The organism is Rhodococcus sp. UFZ-B548 (assembly GCF_903819475.1).
Taxonomy (GTDB): Bacteria; Actinomycetota; Actinomycetes; order Mycobacteriales; family Mycobacteriaceae; genus Rhodococcus_F; species Rhodococcus_F erythropolis.
In genome coordinates this window covers 69,815-92,846 of sequence record NZ_CAIJDS010000017.1, presented here as the reverse complement: position 1 = coordinate 92,846, position 23,032 = coordinate 69,815, and the positions used below count along the sequence as shown (strand labels likewise).

The following is a 23,032-nucleotide window of genomic DNA, read 5'->3' as shown; positions in this document are numbered from 1 at the left end:
TTTGTCAGTTACGTTGTTGCCAAGCCGTTTTCGGCCAGAGTGACGCATTCAGCCCATCGACGACGCCCACTCGTTCAAGGCCGGGACCTGCGAGGGATCAGTTCGTGCCATCGGAGGTTCGGCGCGATAGGGCATGGCAGGCGTCAAATATTGTTCGCCATGTTCGTTGGTGCCGGGGATGAAGGAACGGTTCGCAACCACGTCGTCGGCGCAGATCACCTGGTCGTAGTCACGCACAAGTGCGGCAACCACTCCGGCCGCAGTGAGATGCTCTACCGCTTCCGCGGCGCTACGGTGGCACAGCTGCTTCTCGATCGTGGCGACGAGGTCAACACGGTTTTCCACGCGCAGCGCATTGGTGGTGAACCTCGGGTCGTCGGCCAACTCCGGCAGGTCGATTGCCTTGCACAGTTCGATCCATGCGCGCGGTTGGTATCCGCTGATCACCAGCTCGCCATCGACGGCGCGAAAGACGTCTGCCGCCGGTGCGACGCTTGGTTGTCCGTTCCCTTTGCGAATCATGGGCTTTCCGGATACCTGCCACTCGATCCAGTTGGCGGTCTGCAAGTGGATTGCGACGTCCAGCAGGGAAACTCGGACGGAGGAGCCCTTGCCGGTGCGTTCGCGCCGCAGTAGCGCTGCCAGTACCGCTTGAGCGACAACGTAGCTCGTTGCATGATCTATGACCGGTGCGCCCACACGTTGTGGCGGGCTATCCGCCTCACCCGTCACCGACATCAGTCCGCTCTCTGCTTGCGCAGCGATGTCGAGCCCCGCGCGGGTGGCGGACGGGCCCTCCGCCCCGTACCCGCTCACCGAGACGGCGATGATTTCCGGTCGCAGGCGTTGGAGTTCGGCAGAGGAGAATCCCAATCGATCGAGGGTTCCCGGGCGAAGATTGTGCAGCAAGATGTCGCTCGATGCGATCAGATCCCGAGCTCGCTGCAGATCGGCGGAGTCTTTGAGGTCGAGGCAGATTGAACGCTTTCCACGGTTGTACCCGTAGAAGATGCCGCGCGCGTAGTCGGCGTCGATTTGTCGGGCCGGTTCACCACCTGGAGGCTCGAGCTTGATGACCTCAGCGCCGAGATCGGACAACTGCTGCCCGGCGCTGGGGATTGCGATCAGTTGACCGATCTCCACTACTCGGACACCTGCCAACGGCAGGTCTACTTCGTCGGTCATCGAATGATCTCCACATGAGGCGAAGTGACATCCTCAGCGGGCTCCAGGCAGCGCGCCAACAAGATGCCTTCGGTGTGGTTGCAGGGGTTCAGTCGGTTTCTGTCGCCTTCTACTCCCCCGATTCGGATCGTCACGGTTCCATCGTCATTGCGCTCGAAGTGTGCGTCGTTGAGGTTGACGGTGTGGTCGCGGTACTCGAAGGACTCGAACCAGTGGTTGTACAGCATCACTCCGAAGTAGGTGCAGTCCGGGAGAGTAAATGTAATATCCACGGCAGTAGCGTCTTTCAGTGACCACCAGCCGGCAATGTATTGGTTGGAGCTGGTGCCGTAGAAGTCTCCCCACCCTCGCTGCTCCGAGGTCACGCGAATCTCGTTGGGAGACTGACTGAGTGTTTCGATGAGCTGAAGACTGCGTCGAAGGCTCACGTCCATGCCACGAGCAAGTTTCGTGAGGCGCTGGGCCAGCCACGCCGTGTCGAGATCGGGGCGTGCACCAGGCGGCGGACCGAGGCGCTCGATGTGGAGAACGGGATCGATCTCCGCGTTACGCGTCTTGTGATACACACGCACTACAACGTCGAAGCAGCGCTTATCCAGCCGAATGCCGCTGCGCCCCTCAAGTTCTTGTGCGACGAAGATCTCGAAGTTGCCGTCCGCATCACACACCTTGTCGTCGATGACGATGTTGTCGGCGACCCTGTCGGTCCCAGACGCGCCCACACGATTGGCGAGGACGGCGACGTAGGGCACTGTGCCACGGTTACCGTGAATGCGATATGTCTCGTTGGGGTCGATCATCGCAGTCCAGTAGTCGACGTCGATGCCGTCTCCCCAGAACTTTCGCATCGGTGACATCAGAGTGAAGAGTTCAGGTCGGAGCACGTCTTGGCGTTCGATATTCATCTCGGCGAGGTATCCGAACAGGCGAAGTGCGTGCCGTACGCCTTCGGCGCTGTCCAGCGGCGATCCTGTGGCGGCAGCTGTCGAACCGAATGTCGCAAGGCTGTCGGTGACTGCAGACCAAGCCTCGGTGAGCTGCCGGCGATCGTGCTGGGACTCGGATTGTGTTGACTGGTCAGCGAGTTGTGTCATCGTTTCTTCTCTTTCGTAATAGACGAACTGGATTGTGTATGGGGCGTTGGTCAGCAGAGGGGGTCGAAAGGGACGTCTGCGTCGGACTTACCCGAGGTCTGGTTGTTCACCCATGCGACGTTCTGGGTCCATCGGTGGGCTGAAATCTCGACCGGCCAGAGGGTCTTCTGCGAAGCCCACACCTGGTTGGCTTTGTCAGCAGGAACATTCATTCGCTCGGTGAGAAGTTGAGCTCCTGCTTGCTCGTTCGCGGGATCGGCTATCCACCCTGCTGCGGCCTCGAGCGCCGCACAAACGGGGGCAGCAGCATCGGATTCAGCGAATGTGGCTGTCGTGACGAGCACCGTGCCCAGGCCGTATGAACTCACGCCGTCAGAGGCCACCGGGTCTACTTCTGTAATCGCCGTCATCGGTATTCCTTGAGCATCGAATACGGCCTGGCTGGCAGCGGTGAGAACGGCGGCATCTATGTCGCCCTTTCGTGCGAGTGGTATCTGACTCGCGGTGGGTGCCGCTGCGATGAATTGCACCGTGGAGGCGTCGATGTTTCTCTCTCCGAGAAGCTGATTGACGAATTGCTCGGCCGCGCCGCCACGTGACGGTATGGCGATCCGCTTGCCGGGCAAATCCTCGATGGTGGTGATGCCGCTGTCTTTCGTCACGGCGATGGCAAGATCGATCGACCCGTACGGGGACAGTGGCCGCAGACTCTGCCCTTGCTCTATGGCCGGAACGACGGTTCCGGGTGCTCCGACCGCGAGATCGGTTGTACCGCCGATGAGACCGCTGATGAGTTCGGGCCCGTTCTTTCCGTCGATGAGCTCGACGTGGAGGCCTTCCTTGTCGAACATTCCTTGTTGGACGGCGACGTAGACAGGTAGGGACAAAGCGCTCGCAGGGTAGACCCCGATGGCGACGCTACCGTCGTTCGGACGCCCTCCCCCTCCACACGCGGAAAGCAGTAGGGCCGCCGCAATGACTGTGCCGACAAAAGGTCGAAGTTTCATGGGATTCCTGTTCCTTGATGGCTGGGCGCATCAGAAATCAAGCTGAGTTGGCAGGCACATCAGTAATCAAGCTGAGTTGGCTGGGCACATCAGTGGTCGAGCTGACCACGCAGCCGGTTGAAGATTTCTATGTATCGAGGTTCGGCGGTGAGGGTTTCGAGTTCGCGGGGGCGCTCGATGTCAATGCTGACGTCGTCGATCACCCGGCCGGCCCCGAGCAGCAGAACGCGGTCGGAGAGACAGATGGCTTCGCCGAGGTCGTGGGTTACGAAGATGACCGTCCGGCCTACCTGGGATTGCCAAAGCTCGAGGAATTCTCGCTGTACTTCGACTCGGGTCTGCGCATCGAGGGCGGCAAACGGTTCGTCCATCAACAAGATGTCCGGATCCAGAGCCCACGTTCGGGCCAACGCGACACGCTGGCGCATCCCTTGGGAGAGTTGCCAAGTCCACAGCCGTGACGCCTCGGACATTTGAACGGCCGCAAGCCAGCGCGCGGATTGAGTTCGTCTCTCCGCCTTGGGTACTCCCCTCAATTCGAGACCGTACTCCACGTTCTTCTGCGCTGTTCGCCACGGGAACAGCGCATCTCGGGCCATCATGAAGCCCATCCGAGAACGAGCGTCGAATGGCGTTGTGCCGAGGACCTCGGTCTTCCCTTCTGTTGCGTCTACCAATCCAGCGAGCGCGTTGAGCAGGGTGGTCTTGCCGCAACCACTCCTGCCGACCAGGCTCACGAACTGTCCGCGAGGGATTGTGAGGTCGAGATTATCGACCACAGTTTTCGCCGACCCGTCGGGCGAGGGGAAGGATATCGTCAGTCCGTCGAGTTGGACTGCGGGTGTAATCACGTTGGTATCCATGATGATTCCTGTCATCGTCGGGCCGGTGGCTGCCACCGAAGGAGGTAGCGCTCGGCGAAGTTCATGGCCTGGTTGAGGACGACCGCGACGATTGCGAGAAGTATGAGGATCGCGTAGACCGCTTCCATCCGGAACTGGGCCGAGTAGATCGACACAAGCTGGCCCAGCCCGTCCCGTGACGAGATCAGTTCCGAACCCACGACGCCAAGCAGTGAATAGATCAGCCCCAACCGAAGACCGGCAAAAATGCCAGGTGTCGCGACGGGGAGGAGAATGTGCCAGAACACCTGTGTCTTACTGGCATTCAGGACAGTGGAAAGTCGGAGCCATTCGTCGTCAACTGACTTCACACCGGCTCGTGCACTCGAGCAGACGATGAAGAATACGAGTGTGAACGCGAGAGCGACCTTTGCCGTCATCGTGATCCCGAAGATGACGATAAGCAGAGGTGCCAGCGCAAGACGTGGCATGGCATTCGCCGCATCCAGAAACGGACTCATGATGCGTTCGAGGGTCGGAAGCAGTCCGAGAGAGAGCCCTACCGCCACCCCGACTGCGCTTGCGAGGATCCACGCGATCACGACGGCAGTCATCGTGGCACGCAAGTTCGTCGAAATCTCCCCCGACTGCACTGCTGCGGTGAAGTAGTTCCAGGCCTCGCCTGGCGTTTTGGCCAGAACTGGCTCGATCCAACCTTGCGATGCGACGAGCTGCCACGCTCCGAGTAGGACCAAAAGCAGTGCGGCCTGGGCCAGTCGTACCCCGATGGTGCGTCGTGTACCGGATCGACGCTGTCGAGCGGGCTTCGGCTCAGAGCGTGCCCGCCTCGCGGAACGGGGTGACGTAGCGCCGGATGGCGAACTAGCGGTGATGGTTTCGGTCATTTCGGCGCCTTCTCCGTAGTGCTCACAGGCGGCGATAGGTGCTCGAGAAAAGCAGACGGGTGCGTCTGGTCGAAGCTCCCCGGGTTGTTGCTCACTGCGTTCATATGTGAAGCAGATCACGGGATTCTTCTTCCCGTCTACGCCACATTCGAGAGGTATGCCATAGGGTTTACCTATGGCTGACGGGCGCAGAATCGGGCGCGCACGCGGACTTCCATGAGAAGGGAATCCCAATGGACCGGCGTCATCTGGAATACTTTCTCGCCCTTGCTGATCGGGGCAGCATTTCCGCTGCTGCTCGCGGACTGGGGGTCAGCCAGCCGACAATCTCGGAGGCTCTGGCCAGAATGGAGAAAGAGTGCGGCCTGACGCTCGTCCGCCGTGGCTCGCGGGGAGTCACCCTGACCGACGCTGGGCGCGATCTCACAGGTCCGGCGGCCCAAGTACTTCGGGCATACCGGGATTTGGATCACGCTTTGCATCCATTGAACGTCGTGCAGCGGGGTCGGCTGACGGTCGTATGTCCGCGAACATTGGCGCGTGATCCGGCGGCCACGGCCCTCGGTGCGTTCAAAAGCAAGTTTCCCAACGTTGCGGTGACGATGCTCAGCAACGACACCGACGGAATCGGAACGGTGGTCGCCTCGGGTCAGGCTGATACCGGCCTCGGGGTGGACGAGGTGTTCGACGAGGGTGTTGAACGTATCCTTCTCGGCCGGCAACGAATCGTTGCGCTGGTGCCCGCCGCACGAAGTGAAGGCGAGGGGGTAGCGGCGTTGACGGATCTGTTGCGAATCGGATTGATCACCAGCCCGCGTGACGATGTCACTCGGCGACTGTTGGCGGAACGCCTGGGCGAAGGCACTGTGGACGGGGCGGTGGTTGCGGAGACTATCTCTGTGGCCTCGATGATCCCACTTGTACGCGCGGGAGTCGGCGTCGCCTTCCTTCCCGAATCTGTCGCCGATACAGTCGGAGAAGGTGTGGTGCTGTGTCGTACTCGGCCCCCGCTCACTCGTGATATCTGGATGTTCCACGGTTCGACGCCATCGCCTGCGGCACAAGCGTTTATCGAGACGACCAGCCGATTAGGTGACGAAGGTGGAATGGGGAACGCCGGATGAGCAACTTCGGAGAGTCCGCGCCCCCGCGAATCGATCCGCGGCAGCTACAAGACTTCCTCGCGGTCGTCGAACACGGCAGTATCACGGCAGCAGCGGCAAACCAGTTCACAGGAACATCGAGCGTCTCTCAATCAATTGCGCGACTCGAAAGACGCGTCGGAGGACGGCTTTTCAATCGGGGCCGGGCCGGCGCGACGCTGACTGCGCGCGGACGGAATCTCATCGATCCAGCACGCGAAGCGCTGGCCGCGCTCGACCGATTAGTGGTCGAGCGCGAGTTCTTACTGTCAGCAGTCCCCCACCTCAGTGTTGCCACGACAGCGAGCCTTGCGGACGATCCCACAGCGGTGCTGCTCGGAGCGCTGCGCACGGAGGTGCCGAACCTGAGAATCACCATCTCGGTTCCGCCGGGGTCATCTGTGGCCGATGCGCTTCACCCGGTCATGGCCGGCACCGCTGACGTGGCAATAATGGAGTCGCCGCCCACCGGCGTTCCCGGGACTCGAATGGTGCGCCTTCCGGACCACAAGTTGCGCCTTGTCTGCCCGCCCGGCACCCCGCCACCGGTCGACGGGGTATTCATCGGCGACGACCTCATGCGTATCGGCTTGGTCGTCGCACCGCGGTTCGAAACTTCCGATGTCTATCGCCATCTGCGTTCGATCGAACCGCGAATCGACCATGCCTTCGTGATGAGGTCACAGCATCGCGATGCCTTCGCGGATTTCGCATACGAAGGGATCGGTGCTGTCATCCTCGAACTCTCCAGTGCCGAGCGAGCATCCGAACGCGGCTGCACTGTGGGCGAGATACTCGAACTGCCGCCACGGAAGATCGCAGCCGTGGCAAAGGACGGCCAGAACACGCAGGTCGTCGAACATTTCCTACGGCTGTGTGCCGAGCAATCGGCGCGGAAGCTGTAGGCGGAGTCGATCTCTCTGGGACTTTGCGTATTCGCGGCGGCTGCTCATACACCGAGAACGATTGTTTTGTCTACAGACACAACACTTCTGGGATAGTCCGTTTCCTCGAACAAAGCCGACGGTTCACCTTGCCGTAAATATGTAATACGCGTCACTCCGGATCAACTTCGAAAGGTTGACTTTCATGCGAAAGTCTCTGAAACATTTCGTGAATGCTGCAGCGGCGGTTGCGTTGTGCGCGACGCTAGGACTCACGGGCGCAACCGGAACAGCGGCTGCCGATACGCCCGGCATCCCGAGCGTCGGGCACGACTGGGCGAGCGCAGGGCCGTACACGCCGAATGTCTCGATCGGGCTGGTGCACACTCTGTACTACCCGCGCCAGCTCGGCGCGCGCGGCGAGACGCACCCTGTTGTGATCTGGGGGAACGGGACCGGTGTGCTCCCCGGTGCGTACACCTCCTTGTTGCGCCACTACGCCAGCCACGGATTCATCGTGGTCGCCGCCAATACCCCGGCAAGTAACTTCGCCATCACCATGCGGTCGGGAATCGACCTCATCGCGGACAAGGCAGCCAGCCCGTCGAGCGTCTTCTTCGGCAAAGTCGACCTGGAACACATTGGTGCGGTGGGGCACTCGCAGGGCGGGTCTGCGGCGATCAATGCTGCGGTCGACGACCGCGTCGACACTGCCGTCGCGATCCAGCCAGGCCCGCTCAACGATGTCGACCTCATCGACGAGCCGGTTCTCTATCTGGCCGGCCAGGCCGACGCAATCGTTTGGCCGGCGATCGTGCGGGCGATGTACGAGGACGCCGACCACGTACCGGCCGAGTATCTGGAACTGCGCGGCGCCACGCACTTCGGTACGGCGATCAATGGCGGCGATATGCGCGGGCCGAGCACGGCGTGGCTGCGGTACTGGCTACTCGACGATCCGAACGCCCGCACCGAGTTCTTCGGAGCGAGCTGCGGATACTGCACTGACACCCAGCAGTTCTCCGACTTCGACCGCAACGATCTGGCCATGCAGATCCCGGGGTGACGGTAAGTCGGGAGTTGTCGAAGACGAACGGCCTGTCCGTTCAGATCGGCGGAATTGAGAAGCTCAAATGACGACGTAGCCATACATCCGTTCGCCCTGAGCCACAGCTCTGGTCGCTAGTTCGGCGAAGGCGGTCAGGAACGGCACTGAGTCCTCCGACGGTTCACTCGTCTCGTCGATCGCCCAGGCCGCCGCAGCGGCGGCGACATCGTCAGCGTTCAATTCCGCTAGTGCATCGCGTAATTCGTCGGTAACCGTGAGCACGAGGGTGTCGCCGTCGTCGCTCATTGCGACGAGTTTCCCGCAGCGTGGACCTTTTGCGACCTCGTTGTAGGGGCGAGCGGTGAGGGCTGCCTCCAGTCGGCCGAGCGCGACAACTGGATCGACGCCTTTCGCCTGCAGAACTGGAGTCCCACCCGCAGCCAACTGAACCCGCGGGCGAGAGGCATCGTTCGCCTCGATCACCGCTGGTTCCAAGTCGACGAGTCCCTCGAGGGCGGAGGTGGCGTGCTCATCCGTGCGCGCGGTGAAGTAGTCGGTGATCGCAGACATGGCGCGATCATTCCACACACGATGCATCCCCACGTCCCGGAGTCCTTCCGCGACTTGGCTGATCACCGTCAGACGGGGCAGGAGTGGGCTTCCTCGATCGCCTTCGCGAAAGCGCGGAGTCGTGGGCTTTCGAGTTCGGTACGCCACACGAGGCCCAAAGCAGATTCGGGTAATCCGTTGATCGGTACGAATGTGATGTCCGAGCGCTGGCTGTATGTAGCGGTTGCTGCGCACAGGATGAGGCCGACCTGACTGAATGCGACCTGCGACAGGCCTTCCTGAACGGTGCTCGCCCCACCCTGCGTGGGAATCGTGGCTCCGCCCGGCGTCGTGCTCGGGGAATTCACACGCTGCCAATAGTCGGGGGCGGGGCCGGTGATGGGTACGAGACAGATCTGCGCCAACTGCTCGGCGTCGATCACGTCCAGTTCACTGAACGGGTGATGGACTGAGACGGCCAGGGTCTGGGGCTGTCGAGAAAAGACGAGCCCGGTTGTCAGCTCGGGCTCATCTACGGGGAGAAGTGCCACCGCCGCATCGATTCGCCCGGCGAGTACATCACTGAACGGATCACCCAGGGGTAATTCTTTGATGGTCACGCAAGTTTGCGGATGTTGTATCTCGAAACGAGTGACAGCAGCCGCGATCGAATCGTAAATTGCTCCTTGGAAACCCACCCGAAGCGGCGTCGGCATGTTGCGTGCTCGTGACTGAGCGTCCTCGATTACTCCGACAAGCGCACGATGCGCGGGAGCCAATGACGCAAGAAATTCGGCGCCGAATTCAGTCAGGTGTACGCGGCGACTGGTGCGCGCCACCAGGCTGGTGCCGATACGGCGCTCCAACCCGCTGATCAGCTGACTGACTCGGCCCTGGGAGATGAACAGTCGTTCGCCGGTGCGACCGAAGTGCAGTTCTTCAGCGAGAACGAGGAAACACTCGATCTCACGCATCGGAGGCTCCGACATTTTCACTCCGACCTTCGACTCATTCGACCACTCCATCATGGCTCATCGATGAATTGAGCTAATGGTTGGATGAGCGATTCGCCGTTGATCCTGGGGCGTGCGGGAGTTTCTCTGGTTACATGCCACATTCCGCGCCCGGGCAGAACAGCCCCGCGCCCACGTCCTCAACCCACGCACACACCATCGAGAACCACTGGGCTGCGGTCGCCCTGATCGCAGCGTCCACCTTCATCGTTGTCGCGGCAGAGATGATGCCGGTCGGGCTACTCACCCCGATCGGTGCTGACCTGGTGGAAAGCGAAGGGACCATCGGGCTCTCACTGGCCATTACCGGATTGGTGGCAGCGGCCACTGCCCCGTTCGTGCCCATCGTGACCCGGCGCTTCGATCGTCGGTCGACGCTTATCGTTCTGATGCTTGTAGTCGCCGCGGCGAACGCCCTCACGGCTCTCGCACCAAGCTTCGCTGTTCTCGCTGGTGCTCGCGTCCTACTCGGTGTGAGCATGGGCGGAGTCTGGGCACTCGCCGCTAGCCTGGCACCCAAATTGGTGGGTTCCAGATCCGTCGGGTTGGCGACCACGATCATCTTCAGCGGAATCGCGGTTGCCTCAGTTCTCGGTGTCCCTGCGGGGACGTATATCGGAGCAGCGGCCGGGTGGAGCGTGGCATTCTGGACTCTCAGCTGCGCCGCGACGCTGATCGCGCTCGCCATGTTCGCTGTCCTACCCGTGATGCCAGCTGATCAAGCTTTGTCGCTCGGCAGTCTCGTGGTGGCTTTTCGGAACCCGGGAGTCCGGGTCGGAATCGCGATTACCGCGCTCATCGTCACCGCTCATTTCGCGGCGTACACCTATGTGCGTCCGGGGCTGGAGCTCTTCGCAGGATTGCACCCTGCGCAGATCGGCACGATGCTCTTGATCTACGGGGCTCTGGGCGTTGTCGGCAACTTCATAGCCGGGCCATCTGCCACCAAGTCACCGAAGACTGTGGTCGTCATCCTCAGCGCGGGAGTAGCGATCACCCTTGCCCTGTTCCCGATCTCGGTTACTACCTTGATCACAGCTGCTCTGCTCATGGCGGCTTGGGGCCTCTTCTACGGTGGTGTATCGGTGAGTACTCAAACATGGATCGCACAAGCAGCCCCCGTTCACCGAGAGGCCGCTGCGGCTCTGTGGGTTGCAGTCTTCAATGCAAGCATCGCCCTCGGCGCGTTCGCGGGTGGACGCATTCATGACCACTCCGGTTCCGAAACGGTCTTCTGGATATCCGCGGGAATCGCCACTCTCGCAATGCTGCTCGCCACATTCCGCAATCCCGTCGTGGCAAAGCACGAACTGACAACCTAGCCGCCTACACAAAACCTTCATAGAGGCAGGACAACAGATATGCGCCAGACACCCGTTTCGACATTCATGGATGTGACCGAGATGCTCGAACGCTACCGGGACAAATCGCTGTCTCCGGTGGAAGTGCTCGAGTCCACCATCGAACGTATCGAGGCGCTCAACCCGACCTTGAATGCAGTGGGACACACTTTCTTCGATACTGCGCGGGCACAAGCGAAGTCAGCGGAACGCCACTACGCCCGCGGTTCGGATGTCAGCCTTCCGCTCGCCGGTGTTCCCGTTGTGGTGAAAGAGGATGAACCGGTACAAGGCCAGCCGTGGACTCAAGGGTCCAAGGTCTATGAGGACTTGATCGCCACCCACACTTCGACTTTCGTGCAGCGGATCGTCGACGCCGGTGCCATCGTCCACGCGCGATCGACGGCGCCCGAATTCTCCTCGGCCGCGTTCACACAGTCCGAGTTGTGGGGCGTCACTCGCAATCCGTGGAACACGAAATACTCCTCCGGCGGGTCTTCCGGTGGATCGGCAGTCGCGCTTGCCGCCGGTATGACGCACTTGGCTACCGGTTCCGATGTTGCAGGATCGATCCGAACTCCGTCGTCTCTCAACGGAATTGTCGGGTTCAAGCCACCGCATGGCCGTGTCCCTGTCGATCCGCCCTTCAATCTCGATCGCTACTGCCACTGCGGTCCGATGGCTCGCACCGTAAGTGATTGCCTCACAATGCAGTCGGTCATCGCGGGACCGACCTCCACTGACATTGCCTCGCATGTACCGGCATCACCGCTGCCCGGCCTCGATACGCATTCGTTGACAGGAATGCGTATCGCCGTGATCCCCGCGTTGGGTGACTGGCCGGTTGATCCGGACGTTGCCGCCAACACCGCCAAGTTGGTGGACACCCTCACTGCGCTGGGCGCACGCGCGGAGATCATCGAAGTCGACCTGTCACGCGCTGCAATCATGCGTGCGGCCGCCATTCACTACGATCACGTGTTCGGTGCATCGATCTCCGCCGAAGCGTCCGCGCACCCCGACAAGGTCACGGAGTACGCGAAGGAATTCGCGCGATGGGCACGCCGCACCCGTGGTGATGCGACTTTCCTCGACGGACTCGCGATCGAAGCCGAACTTTATTCGTCGATCGGATCCCTGTTCGACACGTATCACGCGTTGATCACTCCGGCAGTGGTGACGGAGGGCTTTCTTGCCGGCGACGACTACGTCGGGCACGGAATCAATGTGCCTGGAACAGAATTGGAGTTCTACCTTGAGGCTGTCCCGGCCATCACCTTCAACATCCTGAGCAGCTGCCCGGTGCTGACAATCCCCACCGGTTTCGCTCGGAACGGAATCCCCACCGGTACACAGATAGTCACGCGGCCGTACGACGACCACACGGCCTTTGCCATAGGGCTCGCCCTCGAGGAGGTTCTGCCCTATCCCGGCAATCACCCGGACTGCCAGGCCTTCTCGTGAGAATCTCGGGCAGGCGGGTGAATCACGCCACGCAGAACTCGTTGCCCTCTGGGTCGGCCATGCTCACATGGTGACCTTCGAATCTTTCCAATTCTGAGGCGCCCGCGCGTAGTAGTCGTTCGACCTCGCGAAGGATTGTCGCCCACTTCTCAACTGGGGTCCCGTCTCCGGATACCCGGAGATCGAGATGCAATCGGTTCTTGGCGACCTTGGATTCAGGAACCTGTAGTAGACAGAGTCGGGGAGCCACTCCGAGCGGGTGGTGCAACCAAGCGCCGCCCATCCCGTCGTCTTCGTCGTCGAAAGTGGCCAGCCACTCCTCCCGGGTCGAAAAAGGCTGCGGTGGTGGCTCATCGACGTATCCAGCGGCTATCTTCCAAAACGTAGCCAAGCGGTCGGGGTCTGTGCAATCCATCGTCAGATCGACTCGAGTGAGCATCTGTCGATGTTAACGCCCAAGACAATCGAGTGTCGGGAGGGAGGAAGCTTGCGGCATTCTTCGGAACCAAGATGCTCGCCGCTATTTCCGCGTGCGACGTGGGCAGTCCACCGGTCCGTCGGCGGCTCGATTGTCAGCAGCAGCAGATACTCGACCAGTCGCTTGTAGCGTCGATCCCGTATTCGGCCCTGTGCCAATGTGCAGGAGGACGTCACCGCAACCGCTGTCGGGGGCCGCGTTCGGGAATGTCGAACAAGCCGATCGTTCGGATCGCTATCATTCTGGCTACGCCCGCCGACCGGGCCGGGATCTCGAGGAGACGCGTGAACCACACCACGACCGAATCTACTGCCGTGCCACCCGCGTCGTGGTTGCCGATGAAGTACCCTCGGCGCGGCGGTTTTGCCGCCGACGTGGCACCTGTCGATCCCGCAGCCGGTGCCGAACTCGATCGACAATTCGACAGCGACGACCAGTTTGGCGAATTCAGTTCAGCGTATTTGGTCAATGATCCTGATCCTGACGAGCTCACCCTCGCCGCCCGGAAGTATCAAGCCGGTGAGATCTCCGCTGTCGGTGCAGCTGCTTTGTACTGCATACTCGGCCGCTACGCAGATAATGACCGGCAACAATCGACACTTCTCGTGGACGGGTTGGTGGCACGGCACGGGTTGGTCTTCGCGGTCGAAGCACTCTTGGAATGGGCCGACCTGCGGTTCGTTCATGTTTCGGTGCCTGTGTCAGAGCTGGGACCCGACGCGGTAATTGTAGTGGCGAACATCGGCGGTGAGTCGCCAGCTGCGGGATACAAGATGCCTGAGTATGTACTGCGCGAGCAGCTCGGGCGGACGGACGAACCGGATGCGCAAGTGGTCCGAGAGCACATGCTCGACCGTATGCGCGGCCTGTTGGCGACAGCCTCTGACGAGGACTACGCCGCAGCCCGAGAGGTGGCGTCGTCGATGCGCACCAACAGCACCCGCCGTTTGACGGCGTCGTACATCTTTCCGACCGAGGAAGGATGGTCGGAAGAACTCATCATGGGAATGCGCGCCCGGTGGTATCACTGGAACACTCAGCTGACGGTTTCGTCGAACACGGTACAGCAGCTCGAACGGGTGACCGACTCACACGCAATGCGCAGTTGGCTCGAGGACGACGCGATGGTTGCCGCAGTAGTTGACGGCATAGGTGCAGGTCTTACCGGACTGTTGGTCGACGCGTTCGACAAACCAAACCAGTACGGACACATGAGGGACGAGGCGACACTGCTCCGAATCCTCTGGGCGCTCTCGGCGATACCCACCGACGAAGCGTTCACTGCTCTGGTCGAACGTCGCCACGTGAAGAGTGCGTTGCCCGCGGTCCTACACGCAATGCAACATTACCCACGTCGAGCATTGAAGATATTGGCAGAGAAGGATATCGACCTGTTGGACCGTCACGTGCGGGCGAATCCCGACATCGCCGCCGAGCTGTCGCCTACACTTCCCGAGCCTGCACGGCGAAGGATCGCCGAATTGTCGACGCCGACGCCCGAGGCCACGGATCTTCCGCCCATTCTCGTCGCGCCGCCATGGTCGAACAGAAAGAAAGCGCTCGAGGTCGCGGTGATCGGTGATCTCGTTGCTCCTGAAATCAGCCGAATAGTCTGGCTTCCAGGTGAACTCGAACAAATCAAGAACACTCCGAGCGACTACTCCTACACCACGTGGGAAAATTACAAACAGTATGTGCAGGATGTATCACCGCGTTCCACCCATGACTGGAACACCTGGGTGATTTTTCTACTGGCCCCAGACGAAATCGCGCGCCCGTTCCTGACGGACTGGCCCGGAACCTCGCTCAAGGATCCACTTCGGGTTGTCGCTCGCTACGAACTCGATGCGCTGCCGCTGATGCTTCGCTTCACGCGCGCTCATCCAGGTGCCGCGGCGCCATACTTGATGCCATATGTCGATATCGATGTCGCGCGCGTGCATGCGACGATGTTCGCCACCAGGAAGAATCTCCGCAAACCTGCGATGGCGTGGCTGGTTCGACACGCTGAAGATGCAGTGGCACTACTCGTTCCAGACGCAGTGGGTCCGGCAGGTGCTCAACGTGATCATGCTGCCGCCGCCCTGCGTGCGCTCGCCAGAACAACCTCACGCGAGACAGTGGTGGACGGAGCGAACCGGTACGGCCCCGAAGCCGGGCAGGTAGTCGCCGGCATTGTCGATCTCGACCCGCTCGAGATGTTGCCCAAGCGGATACCGAAAACTCCGGTTTGGGTGGATGTCTCTTCACTTCCGCTGATTCTGAACGAGAATCGATCAGCCGCACTGCCGACGTCGGCGGTGTCGACGATCCTGACGATGTGCGCAATCGGAACCGCGGACGCTCCTTACGCCGGACTCGATGTAGTAACTGCGTACTGTGACCGATCGTCGCTCGCCGAGGCCGCGTGGGAACTATTCGAACGCTGGTGGGGTGCCGGCGCTCCGTCGAAGGACAACTGGGTGATTCTTGCGCTGGGTTGGCTCGGCGACGATTCGACCGTGGCAAAATTGGCACCCCTCGTCAGACGGTGGCCAGGTGAGAATGGTGCAGCACGAGCACAACTCGGTCTCGATGCACTGGCTGCACATGGGTCAGCCCGCGCGTTGACAGAACTCGATCACATCTCCCGAAAAATGAAGTTCAAGTCGTTGAAGAACGGAGCGGCACAACGCGTCGCAGAGTTGGCCGACAGTCTCGGGCTCGATCGAGAACAGCTGGCCGACCGGATCGTTCCTGATCTCGATCTGACGCCGGATGGGACTATGAACTTCGACTACGGGACGCGGATGTTCACCGTCGGTTTCACGGAGGCTCTCGTGCCTTATGTGCTCGACGGAGGAGGTAAGAAGACGTCAGGACTGCCCAAACCCACCAGAAATGACGACGTTGTTCTCGCCGAGAGTGCGAAGAAGCGATTCGCCGAGCTTAAGCGAGAAACGAAAGCTGTTGCTGCCGAGCAGATCAAACGCCTGAACCGTTCGATGGTTACCGGGCGCCGCTGGACTAGGACAGAATTCGACGACTTCGTGCTCGGCCATCCGCTGCTGATTCACGTTGCACGGCGACTGCTGTGGGCATCGTTCGATGACAGAGGTCTGCCTACAGTAGTGTTCCGGGTCGCGGAGGACAGTACCTTGGCCGACATCGACGACCAGACCGTCGAGCTACCGGAGGGCCGTATCGGGCTAGTACACCCCGCGCACATACCCGATACGGTGGGCGCGTGGTCCGACGTGTTCGCCGACTACGAAATCTTGCAGCCTTTCCCACAGCTGGGTCGTGCTGTCCACGATCCGCTACCCGATGACGTCGACGGGAGTGGTCTGAGTCGATTCACCGGAGTAACCGCCAGCCCCAGTCAGGCACTGCGGTTGACGTACAGAGGATGGGAACCGGTGTGGGAGAACCCAGCTTCCTGGGGACAAGGCCTGCTGTACCAGCTCAGCGATGACGTGTCTGTTCTGCTGGGGTTGGAGCCCGGGATGGGGACGGGAGACCCTTACAACGGGTACCCCGATCAGAAGCTCGTTTCGGTGGAACTCCGTGGGGGGACTTTGAACGATGTCGATCGTGCGACGGTCTCCGAACTCATCGCAGACTTGGCAGGGTTCGCCTCGTGACTTCACGAGTCCAGCGCCCACCGGCTGAGGAGCGGTTTGCCGAGGAACTTGCGCGTTTGGCCGAAGAAGACACTGGGCCGCGACCACCGGGGTGGCGTCTAACCCTCACGTCGGCGCGGACGTTCGTCATGGGCGACGTCGAGCTGGGAATAGCGCCGAAATACGTAGGCAACGCATCGCTCGTCGAACGCTCACTCGTCACCTTGGCGACGACACGTGGATTGATGCTGGTCGGAGAACCTGGTACTGCCAAATCGCTACTGTCAGAGCTCATCGCCGCTGCTGTGAGCGGGGATTCGACCCTCACGATCCAGGGCGGTGCCGCCACGACCGAGGATCAGATCCGGTATTCGTGGAACTATGCACTGCTCGTCGCGGAAGGCCCCTCGACTCGATCGATGGTTCCAGCGCCGATGATGCGTGGAATGGCCGAGGGACGCGTCGTGCGGTTCGAGGAGGTCACGCGGTGTCCGCTCGAAGTGCAGGACACTCTGTTGTCGTTGCTGTCCGAACGGGTGCTGGCAGTCCCGGAACTTTCCGGAGACGACGCAATGGTCTATGCCCGTGAGGGTTTCAATGTGATCGCCACCGCAAACACCCGCGACCGTGGCGTCAACGAGATGAGCGCCGCACTCAAACGGCGCTTCAACTTCGAGACCGTGCACCCGATCGCCGATTTCGACACCGAAGTCGAACTCGTGCGAACAGAATCGGCGGCCTTGCTGCGTGCTTCCGGTGTAGCCGCAGAACAAGATCCGGCAGTGTCCGAGTTGTTGGTCACGCTGTTTCGTGACCTACGTACAGGATTCACCGCGAACGGATCGCCGGTCGAGCGACTGTCATCGGTGATGAGCACGGCTGAAGCGGTGTCCCTTGCGCATGCCACCGGTATTCGTGGGTGGTTCTTGCGAGGAGACGCCGGTACCGTCACCGACCTCGCCGAGTCCCTGGCCGGTACGGCGACGAAAGACAACAGTGAGGATGCTGCCCGGTTGCGCCGCTACGTCGAGAAAGTAGGGTCGCAGCGGACGAGTGCGGCATGGCAAGAGCTACGCCGGGCGCACGCACGTCTGACCGGACCGTGAGCGTCGCTGTGGTGGACGCTGGTCGCGACGTCGTGGTGATCGGGATTCGGCACCACAGCCCTGCGTGTGCCCGGATCGTGGCGGAGACCATTGAACGCCTGCAGCCGACGCATGTCTTGATCGAGGGACCCGCAGACTTCACCGATCGAATCGATGAACTGAGACTCGATCACAAGTTACCGATCGCGCTGTACTCCCACGTGCGACGAGGAGCGCACACACGTGTGACATGGGCTGCCTTCACCGATTGGTCTCCAGAATGGATCGCCCTTCGGTCGGCCTCCAAGGTGTCGGCGGAGGTTCGGTTGATCGATCTTCCCGCCTGGCACCCCGCTTTCGAAGGGCCGCCGGACGAGTACAGTGTTGCTGCAACAGTATTGGCGGGCCGACTGGGACTGGACACGGTCGACGCGATGTGGGATCACGTCGTCGAGTCGCGCGCCGATACGCTCACTGTCGAGGAATTGACTGCTGTCCTCGACGACTACTTCGATGCGATCCGGGTAGGTGACGCCAGAGTATCCGAGCGCGAACAGTACATGGCATCGTGGATACGGGCCGCTCGCGAGCGCCCCGGAAGCGGTGCTGTCGTTGTCGTCTGCGGCGGGCGTCATCGGCCGGCGATCATGTCCGAACTGGCTCGCGGTAGACCGACCGACGGATTCTGGCCCGCCGTTCCGACCGCGGGCCCTGATGTCGACATCGGCAGTTACCTGGTCCCCTATTCCTACAGTCGTCTCGACCTGGAATCACCATGGTGGTACGAGAAGCTCTGGCAGAAAACGGCATCGGCCGGGGAGGTTGCAGCCGCGGCGATCGTCCGTGATTTGCGATCCCGGAATCAACGAGTCTCGACAACGGATTTCATCGGATTCCGTACGCAGATCCTCGGACTCGCCGCTATCCGTGGTCACACGCTGCCGACGCGACGAGATGTATTAGATGCTGCAGCAAGTACATTGGTGGATGAGGCGTTGGCGTCGCCGCTGCCTTGGACACTCGCAGGGGAACCTCTGGGGCCCGAACCCGACCCCGTCATCTCGGCCTGTATGCGCACGATGCGAGGTGATCGGCGGGGCACGCTACACCCTGATTCACCGGTACCGGGATTGGTTTGTCACGTCGATATGCTCCTCGAGGAGTTCGACCTCTTGCCCGGCCCTGTTGTACTCGACTTGGCCGACGAGCGTAGTCGTCAGCGTAGTCGTGCACTACATCAGTTGCGTGTGCTGGGAGTGCCAGGATTCGAGCGAACTGCAGGTCCAGGCAGTGGTTCTGCAGTGGTGTCGACAGAACGATGGATGATTGTCGACTCCGCAGACCGCCTCCCGGTGCTGGTCGAGGCTGCAGCCAAAGGCCATACTCTGGTAGAGGCAGCTGGGGCCAACCTGGAATCTTCGCTGACTTCGGCTGCGGCTGATGTCGAGCGTCTTGCACACATTCTGTTCGATGCAGTTCTTTGTGGACTCGACTCGGTGGCTGACCGAACCGAGTCGATCGCATCCGAATCATTGAAGGGCGTAGGAGATCTCGGGGGCACAGGCCTGCTGCTTCGAGCCGCTCTGGACCTGTGGCGGCACGATTCACTCTTCGGGAGCCGAGGGTCCACACTGCTCGGGGCGATAATTGATTCGGCGTCCTCGCAGGTCGTTGCGTTGGCGCACCGAGTTCGGGCCACGACCGGTGGCGCTGATCTCCTCCGGATATCAGCTCTCGCAGCGTTATCCGATGCGATGGAGTATGCGACGGAGATCCTCTCGACTGATCCGGCCGACGACCTGACCGCTCTGGCACGTGACAATGGTGCCGCGGTCGACATCAGGGGATCGGCCCTGGGAACGTCCTGGGATCGAATTCCCCCCGATGCAGCAGTCGACGCCGTTCGATCGATTCCTGCAGAACACCTCGGTGATTGGTTGTGCGGACTGTTCGGAGTAGCACGTGAGCGTTTTCTGGACGCGGAATCCAGCGACACAGTGTTGACCGCCGTCGATGAAATCGTGAGCAGACTGTCCGAACACGAGTTCCTGACAGCACTTCCCGCTCTACGGCAGTCCTTCGAATTCTTCCCTCCCCGTGAACGCGACATCATCGCGCGCCGCCTGACAACGTCGACACCAGAGGCTGCAGTCGTGAACTCCCTGGATGTCGGAAGGCAGCTCGACGCCCGGGTGGACGACGCGCTTGCCCAGATCGGTATGCGATGAACATCGAACGATGGCGGCTGATTCTGGGTGATGCGTCGGCCGGAGTACTCGGTGATCCGACGGGCGATGCGGCTGAACGCGACGACGCGTTGGAGTGGCTGTACGGCCGTGACCCGGCTCGCAGCGCGCAGGGCGTTCGCGCTGGAACTTCCCGACTGCAGGGGACCGACTCCGTAACGACTGGAGACAACCCGGGTGGCGGAGATACGCCCGGTTCCCCGGGTGCGGTTCCGCCGAGTCGCAAGGATGGGCGGTATCGCCCCAATGGGCTCGGCGAAACGACGGTGACGGCCGTGGACTGGCTCGACGACATCCATCGTCTTTTTCCTCGCGAGACAGTTCATCGACTCGAACGCGACGCCGTGGAGAAATACGAAATCACCGAAGTGGTGACAGATTTGGAAGCGTTGCAGCGTATCGAGCCCAGCGTGACTCTGCTTCGAGCAGTGCTGCGTACCAAACACCTGATGGATCCCCGAGTTCTGGCGATGGCAAAAAAGGCTGTCGACAATGTCGTACGCGAGTTGATCGAGAGGCTCTCGGTGGACGTCCGCAGGACCTTCCACGGCAAACGTAGCCGACACAGAACAGCGTTTCGTAATTCGCGCAATTTCGACTTCGAGGCAACGGTTCGCGCCAATCTGCAGCATTGGTCACCGCAAACACGCAAGATTGCTATCGAAAAGCCTTTGTTCACTTCGCGAACTCGTCGGCACACGGATACGTGGACGTTGATTCTGTTGGTCGACCAGTCCGGATCGATGATCGACTCTGTTTTCCACTCGGCGATCACCGCTGCATGTTTCTGGAATGTCCCCGGATTGAGGACTCACCTCATTGCATACGACACCAATGTCGTCGATCTCACGTCCGAGGTTCTCGACCCGGTCGAGCTCTTGATGGGCGTCCAATTGGGAGGCGGGAATGACGGTGCAAAGGCCGTCGATTATGCCGCGCAACTGGTGGATACGCCGCAACGAACGATTGTTGTCATCATCTCCGATCTGTACGAAAGTGCACCGGATCGGTTCGTACGGAGCGTTGCCGGTCTCACTGACAATGGTGTGCGTGTCCTGGCGCTTGCAGCGCTCGACGATGCTGGTGACCCTGATTACGACCGTGAAATTGCCCGTCGCTTGACGCGACTGGGTGTACACGTCGGTGCGATGACTCCCGGAGGGCTGGCCGAATTCGTGGCCGGTTGTATTCGATGACGCCCCGGCCTGATCTGGCTGCGCTCACCGACGATGCGCTTGCGCTGGTCGCCAATCGCGGGCTCGTCAAACGAGCCGCGCGTATGTTGGCCGAGGAAACGCCCGAACTCTTGGTGACGAGCGAACGGATCCTCGTCCGGTACGTCGACGGTGTCGAAACCAGTCTTCCTGCCGGCGTTCCATTCTCGGAAGCGTCGTGCACGTGTGGCGCAAGCTCGGTGTGCCGGCACCGTGTCGGTCTTGTTCTCGCTTATCGGGCGAATCACGGGTCGAGCTTCGATCACATAGACTGGACGCCAGGGGAATTCGATGACGAGGCGCTGGAGGCATTTCTCGGAGCGGCGGTACTGGCACGGGCGAATCGGACCAGGCGGGAGGGCTACCAGGCAACAGTGCATCGAGCTCGAGGTACAGATCCTGTTGTGCGAGTCGAACTCCCGCATTGCACGGTCCGGTTCTTGGTCCCACACGAACTGAGTCACGCCCATTCTTCGGCATCTGCGCACACGACGGCAGAAGCGATAGCACTTGCCGTGTGGGCGGTTCGGGCGGCGGACGAATCCGGAACCGACCATGTGCACGTGGGTCGGAGTTCAGTCGTGCGAGATGCTGATCGAAGTGCTATGGCAAGGGCCTTGGCGCGGACGATCCTCGTGGACGGTCTGTCCACCACAACGGCGGTGCAACACGCCACTGCCGTCAGAGACGCCCGCACCATTGAGGCAGGTTCCGCAATCTGGTTGGCCGATGCGTGCATAGAACTGACCGACCAGATCGAGGCCTATTCGGTGCGGCATGCCGGGCACAGTCGCACACGAGTGGCGATGATCATCGCCGAGATTCATGCGAGGGTCGAACTCGGTGAATCGGTCGATTCATCGCTTGCCGGGACAGCACTAGGGACCGAGACTCCCGGTGAAACTCCGCTGCGTCGTTCACGTCTGATCAGCCTCGGCGCGAGGGTGACGGCGACTGGCGATTCGACTACCGCCGATATCTACTTCGCCGAACCAGATTCGGATGCAGTCTTTCTCATGAGTCACGATTGGTCGAGTGAATCCGACGAGGCACTCTCCGGGTATGCGATCTCGACTCGCCGAATTGCCGGTTCGACGGTCGCCGCTTTGGCTTCATCGACAGTGCTCACAGAATCAGCGGTTCGCCGTGCCAACCACAGAATCCGCCTCGGGCGTAAAGGGATCGGGCGTACTTCCATTCTCCCTCTCGGCGTCGACGCGTGGGAAAAATCGATTGACGTGGTGGACGATTACGCCGAGATGCATCGCCGGTTCATCGAGCGCCCGCCGTCGTTTGCCCGAGCCCGGCTGACTACCGATGGCGTCGGTGTGATGCGAATAGATTCTGTAATCAGCACCGATTACGCTCCTGCAGAACAGATGTGGACAATGCGGGTCGGAGATGGGCGTGGCAACCTGGCGCAGGTGAGCGTCGTACATCGAGCGCATGCGCCCGGTGCAATCGACGCGATGGTCCGGGCAATGTCGGCCCGGCCGAGGGCCGTGAGCGGTCGGCTGACTGTCCGAGCCGGTGCGTTGTGGATGACACCATTCGCTGTTGCATGCGACCTCGGCGTCATCGTTCCCGATCTCGAAGAAGGCCTCGGCAGTGCGACGATGACTCGCGCAGTTGCGACGGGCGGTGTGGACGCCATCGACAGTGCGCTGGAGGGGGCTCTATCCGTACTCGCGGACATCGCTCACCGCGGGCTGAGAAATGCGGCTGAGCCTACTATTTCTGCGCTTCGTCGTTGTGCAGCGGGGGTAGTCATGGTCGGTATGGCTTCAACGGCGCGAGCCTTGGAGTGCGTAGCCGGTGCGATTTCGTTCGGTGAGCTGGAGACGTCGGCAGATGCGTGGGTTCATGCTGTGATCCGGATCGTCACGGCCATCGAATCACGTTGAGACACTCGGCTTTGCCTCGCTGCGACCCTG

Annotated in this window: 18 protein-coding genes; 10 read left to right on the top strand and 8 right to left on the bottom strand. The window is 61.1% G+C overall.

Annotation, left to right across the window (positions count from 1 at the left end):
• Positions 1–48: 48 nt before the first annotated feature.
• From H7C86_RS16695 to H7C86_RS16675, 5 genes are all read right to left on the bottom strand, one after another.
• On the bottom strand, positions 49–1,185 hold the full coding sequence (locus tag H7C86_RS16695) for a CaiB/BaiF CoA-transferase family protein (RefSeq protein ID WP_020909707.1): 1,137 nt from the start codon (positions 1,183–1,185) through the stop codon (positions 49–51).
• Positions 1,182–2,279 (bottom strand): hypothetical protein, encoded by a 1,098-nt coding sequence (locus H7C86_RS16690; protein ID WP_182261880.1) that lies wholly within the window; start codon positions 2,277–2,279, stop codon positions 1,182–1,184. Before H7C86_RS16690 ends, H7C86_RS16695 begins: the two co-directional genes overlap by 4 nt.
• A gap of 50 nt (positions 2,280–2,329) precedes the next feature.
• The gene (locus H7C86_RS16685; RefSeq protein ID WP_133727375.1) at positions 2,330–3,286 is read right to left on the bottom strand and encodes an ABC transporter substrate-binding protein; all 957 of its coding nucleotides are present in this window, start codon (positions 3,284–3,286) and stop codon (positions 2,330–2,332) included.
• Between the two features lie 89 nt (positions 3,287–3,375).
• Positions 3,376–4,149, bottom strand: a complete 774-nt coding sequence (locus H7C86_RS16680; RefSeq protein WP_020971337.1) for an ABC transporter ATP-binding protein — start codon at positions 4,147–4,149, stop codon at positions 3,376–3,378.
• An 11-nt stretch (positions 4,150–4,160) separates the two neighbouring features.
• Complete coding sequence (locus H7C86_RS16675) at positions 4,161–5,033, bottom strand: ABC transporter permease (RefSeq protein ID WP_020909703.1); 873 nt, start codon at positions 5,031–5,033, stop codon at positions 4,161–4,163.
• A gap of 233 nt (positions 5,034–5,266) precedes the next feature.
• Between H7C86_RS16675 and H7C86_RS16670 the strand changes: the two genes are divergently transcribed.
• The 3 genes from H7C86_RS16670 (at position 5,267) to H7C86_RS16660 (ending at position 8,125) form a co-directional block, all read left to right on the top strand.
• On the top strand, positions 5,267–6,157 hold the full coding sequence (locus H7C86_RS16670; protein ID WP_182261878.1) for a LysR family transcriptional regulator: 891 nt from the start codon (positions 5,267–5,269) through the stop codon (positions 6,155–6,157).
• Positions 6,154–7,080, top strand: a complete 927-nt coding sequence (locus H7C86_RS16665; RefSeq protein WP_182261877.1) for a LysR family transcriptional regulator — start codon at positions 6,154–6,156, stop codon at positions 7,078–7,080. The genes H7C86_RS16670 and H7C86_RS16665 overlap by 4 nt, the downstream gene beginning before the upstream one ends.
• Positions 7,081–7,264: 184 nt before the next feature.
• Positions 7,265–8,125, top strand: a complete 861-nt coding sequence (locus tag H7C86_RS16660) for a chlorophyllase/cutinase-like alpha/beta fold protein (protein WP_182261876.1) — start codon at positions 7,265–7,267, stop codon at positions 8,123–8,125.
• Between the two features lie 63 nt (positions 8,126–8,188).
• On the opposite strand, the gene H7C86_RS16655 is transcribed toward H7C86_RS16660, so the two are convergent.
• Positions 8,189–8,677, bottom strand: coding sequence for a hypothetical protein (locus tag H7C86_RS16655; RefSeq protein WP_029256678.1), 489 nt, complete (start codon positions 8,675–8,677; stop codon positions 8,189–8,191).
• A gap of 68 nt (positions 8,678–8,745) precedes the next feature.
• Positions 8,746–9,645 carry a LysR family transcriptional regulator gene (locus H7C86_RS16650; protein WP_259349227.1) on the bottom strand — a complete coding sequence of 300 codons (900 nt, stop codon included), beginning with the start codon at positions 9,643–9,645 and terminating at the stop codon, positions 8,746–8,748.
• Positions 9,646–9,764: 119 nt separating this feature from the next.
• Between H7C86_RS16650 and H7C86_RS16645 the strand changes: the two genes are divergently transcribed.
• The gene (locus H7C86_RS16645) at positions 9,765–10,991 is read left to right on the top strand and encodes an MFS transporter (RefSeq protein ID WP_182261874.1); all 1,227 of its coding nucleotides are present in this window, start codon (positions 9,765–9,767) and stop codon (positions 10,989–10,991) included.
• 39 nt (positions 10,992–11,030) lie between these two features.
• The gene (locus tag H7C86_RS16640) at positions 11,031–12,473 is read left to right on the top strand and encodes an amidase (RefSeq protein ID WP_182261873.1); all 1,443 of its coding nucleotides are present in this window, start codon (positions 11,031–11,033) and stop codon (positions 12,471–12,473) included.
• A 22-nt stretch (positions 12,474–12,495) separates the two neighbouring features.
• Here the strand turns inward: H7C86_RS16640 and H7C86_RS16635 are convergent, their stop codons facing one another.
• Positions 12,496–12,912: a VOC family protein gene (locus H7C86_RS16635; protein ID WP_021346071.1), complete on the bottom strand. Its 417-nt coding sequence runs from the start codon at positions 12,910–12,912 to the stop codon at positions 12,496–12,498.
• A 323-nt stretch (positions 12,913–13,235) separates the two neighbouring features.
• Between H7C86_RS16635 and H7C86_RS16630 the strand changes: the two genes are divergently transcribed.
• Genes H7C86_RS16630 through H7C86_RS16610 form a run of 5 tightly spaced genes read left to right on the top strand, consistent with a single transcriptional unit; the run spans position 13,236 to position 23,002 of the window.
• Positions 13,236–16,574 (top strand): DUF4132 domain-containing protein, encoded by a 3,339-nt coding sequence (locus tag H7C86_RS16630; RefSeq protein ID WP_182261872.1) that lies wholly within the window; start codon positions 13,236–13,238, stop codon positions 16,572–16,574.
• A complete protein-coding gene (locus H7C86_RS16625; RefSeq protein WP_003943024.1) occupies positions 16,571–17,659 on the top strand; it encodes an AAA family ATPase in 1,089 nt (362 codons plus the stop codon). The genes H7C86_RS16630 and H7C86_RS16625 overlap by 4 nt, the downstream gene beginning before the upstream one ends.
• A complete protein-coding gene (locus tag H7C86_RS16620; RefSeq protein WP_182261871.1) occupies positions 17,614–19,866 on the top strand; it encodes a DUF5682 family protein in 2,253 nt (750 codons plus the stop codon). The genes H7C86_RS16625 and H7C86_RS16620 overlap by 46 nt, the downstream gene beginning before the upstream one ends.
• Entirely contained in the window at positions 19,863–21,080 is a 1,218-nt protein-coding gene (locus H7C86_RS16615) for a VWA domain-containing protein (RefSeq protein ID WP_182261870.1), read from the top strand. Before H7C86_RS16620 ends, H7C86_RS16615 begins: the two co-directional genes overlap by 4 nt.
• Positions 21,077–23,002, top strand: a complete 1,926-nt coding sequence (locus H7C86_RS16610; RefSeq protein WP_182261869.1) for a hypothetical protein — start codon at positions 21,077–21,079, stop codon at positions 23,000–23,002. The genes H7C86_RS16615 and H7C86_RS16610 overlap by 4 nt, the downstream gene beginning before the upstream one ends.
• The last annotated feature ends 30 nt before the right edge of the window (positions 23,003–23,032 follow it).

Excerpts from the sequence above, each read along its gene's own strand:
- H7C86_RS16635 (WP_021346071.1), bottom strand. The coding sequence starts at position 12,912 with ATGCTCACTCGAGTCGATCTGACGATGGATTGCACAGACCCCGACCGC.
- H7C86_RS16670 (WP_182261878.1), top strand. The coding sequence starts at position 5,267 with ATGGACCGGCGTCATCTGGAATACTTTCTCGCCCTTGCTGATCGGGGC.
- H7C86_RS16615 (WP_182261870.1), top strand. The coding sequence starts at position 19,863 with ATGAACATCGAACGATGGCGGCTGATTCTGGGTGATGCGTCGGCCGGA.
- H7C86_RS16690 (WP_182261880.1), bottom strand. The coding sequence starts at position 2,279 with ATGACACAACTCGCTGACCAGTCAACACAATCCGAGTCCCAGCACGAT.
- H7C86_RS16620 (WP_182261871.1), top strand. The coding sequence starts at position 17,614 with ATGGCAAGAGCTACGCCGGGCGCACGCACGTCTGACCGGACCGTGAGC.
- H7C86_RS16645 (WP_182261874.1), top strand. The coding sequence starts at position 9,765 with ATGCCACATTCCGCGCCCGGGCAGAACAGCCCCGCGCCCACGTCCTCA.
- H7C86_RS16680 (WP_020971337.1), bottom strand. The coding sequence starts at position 4,149 with ATGGATACCAACGTGATTACACCCGCAGTCCAACTCGACGGACTGACG.
- H7C86_RS16660 (WP_182261876.1), top strand. The coding sequence starts at position 7,265 with ATGCGAAAGTCTCTGAAACATTTCGTGAATGCTGCAGCGGCGGTTGCG.
- H7C86_RS16695 (WP_020909707.1), bottom strand. The coding sequence starts at position 1,185 with ATGACCGACGAAGTAGACCTGCCGTTGGCAGGTGTCCGAGTAGTGGAG.
- H7C86_RS16640 (WP_182261873.1), top strand. The coding sequence starts at position 11,031 with ATGCGCCAGACACCCGTTTCGACATTCATGGATGTGACCGAGATGCTC.
- H7C86_RS16650 (WP_259349227.1), bottom strand. The coding sequence starts at position 9,645 with ATGTCGGAGCCTCCGATGCGTGAGATCGAGTGTTTCCTCGTTCTCGCT.
- H7C86_RS16610 (WP_182261869.1), top strand. The coding sequence starts at position 21,077 with ATGACGCCCCGGCCTGATCTGGCTGCGCTCACCGACGATGCGCTTGCG.
- H7C86_RS16685 (WP_133727375.1), bottom strand. The coding sequence starts at position 3,286 with ATGAAACTTCGACCTTTTGTCGGCACAGTCATTGCGGCGGCCCTACTG.
- H7C86_RS16675 (WP_020909703.1), bottom strand. The coding sequence starts at position 5,033 with ATGACCGAAACCATCACCGCTAGTTCGCCATCCGGCGCTACGTCACCC.
- H7C86_RS16655 (WP_029256678.1), bottom strand. The coding sequence starts at position 8,677 with ATGTCTGCGATCACCGACTACTTCACCGCGCGCACGGATGAGCACGCC.
- H7C86_RS16665 (WP_182261877.1), top strand. The coding sequence starts at position 6,154 with ATGAGCAACTTCGGAGAGTCCGCGCCCCCGCGAATCGATCCGCGGCAG.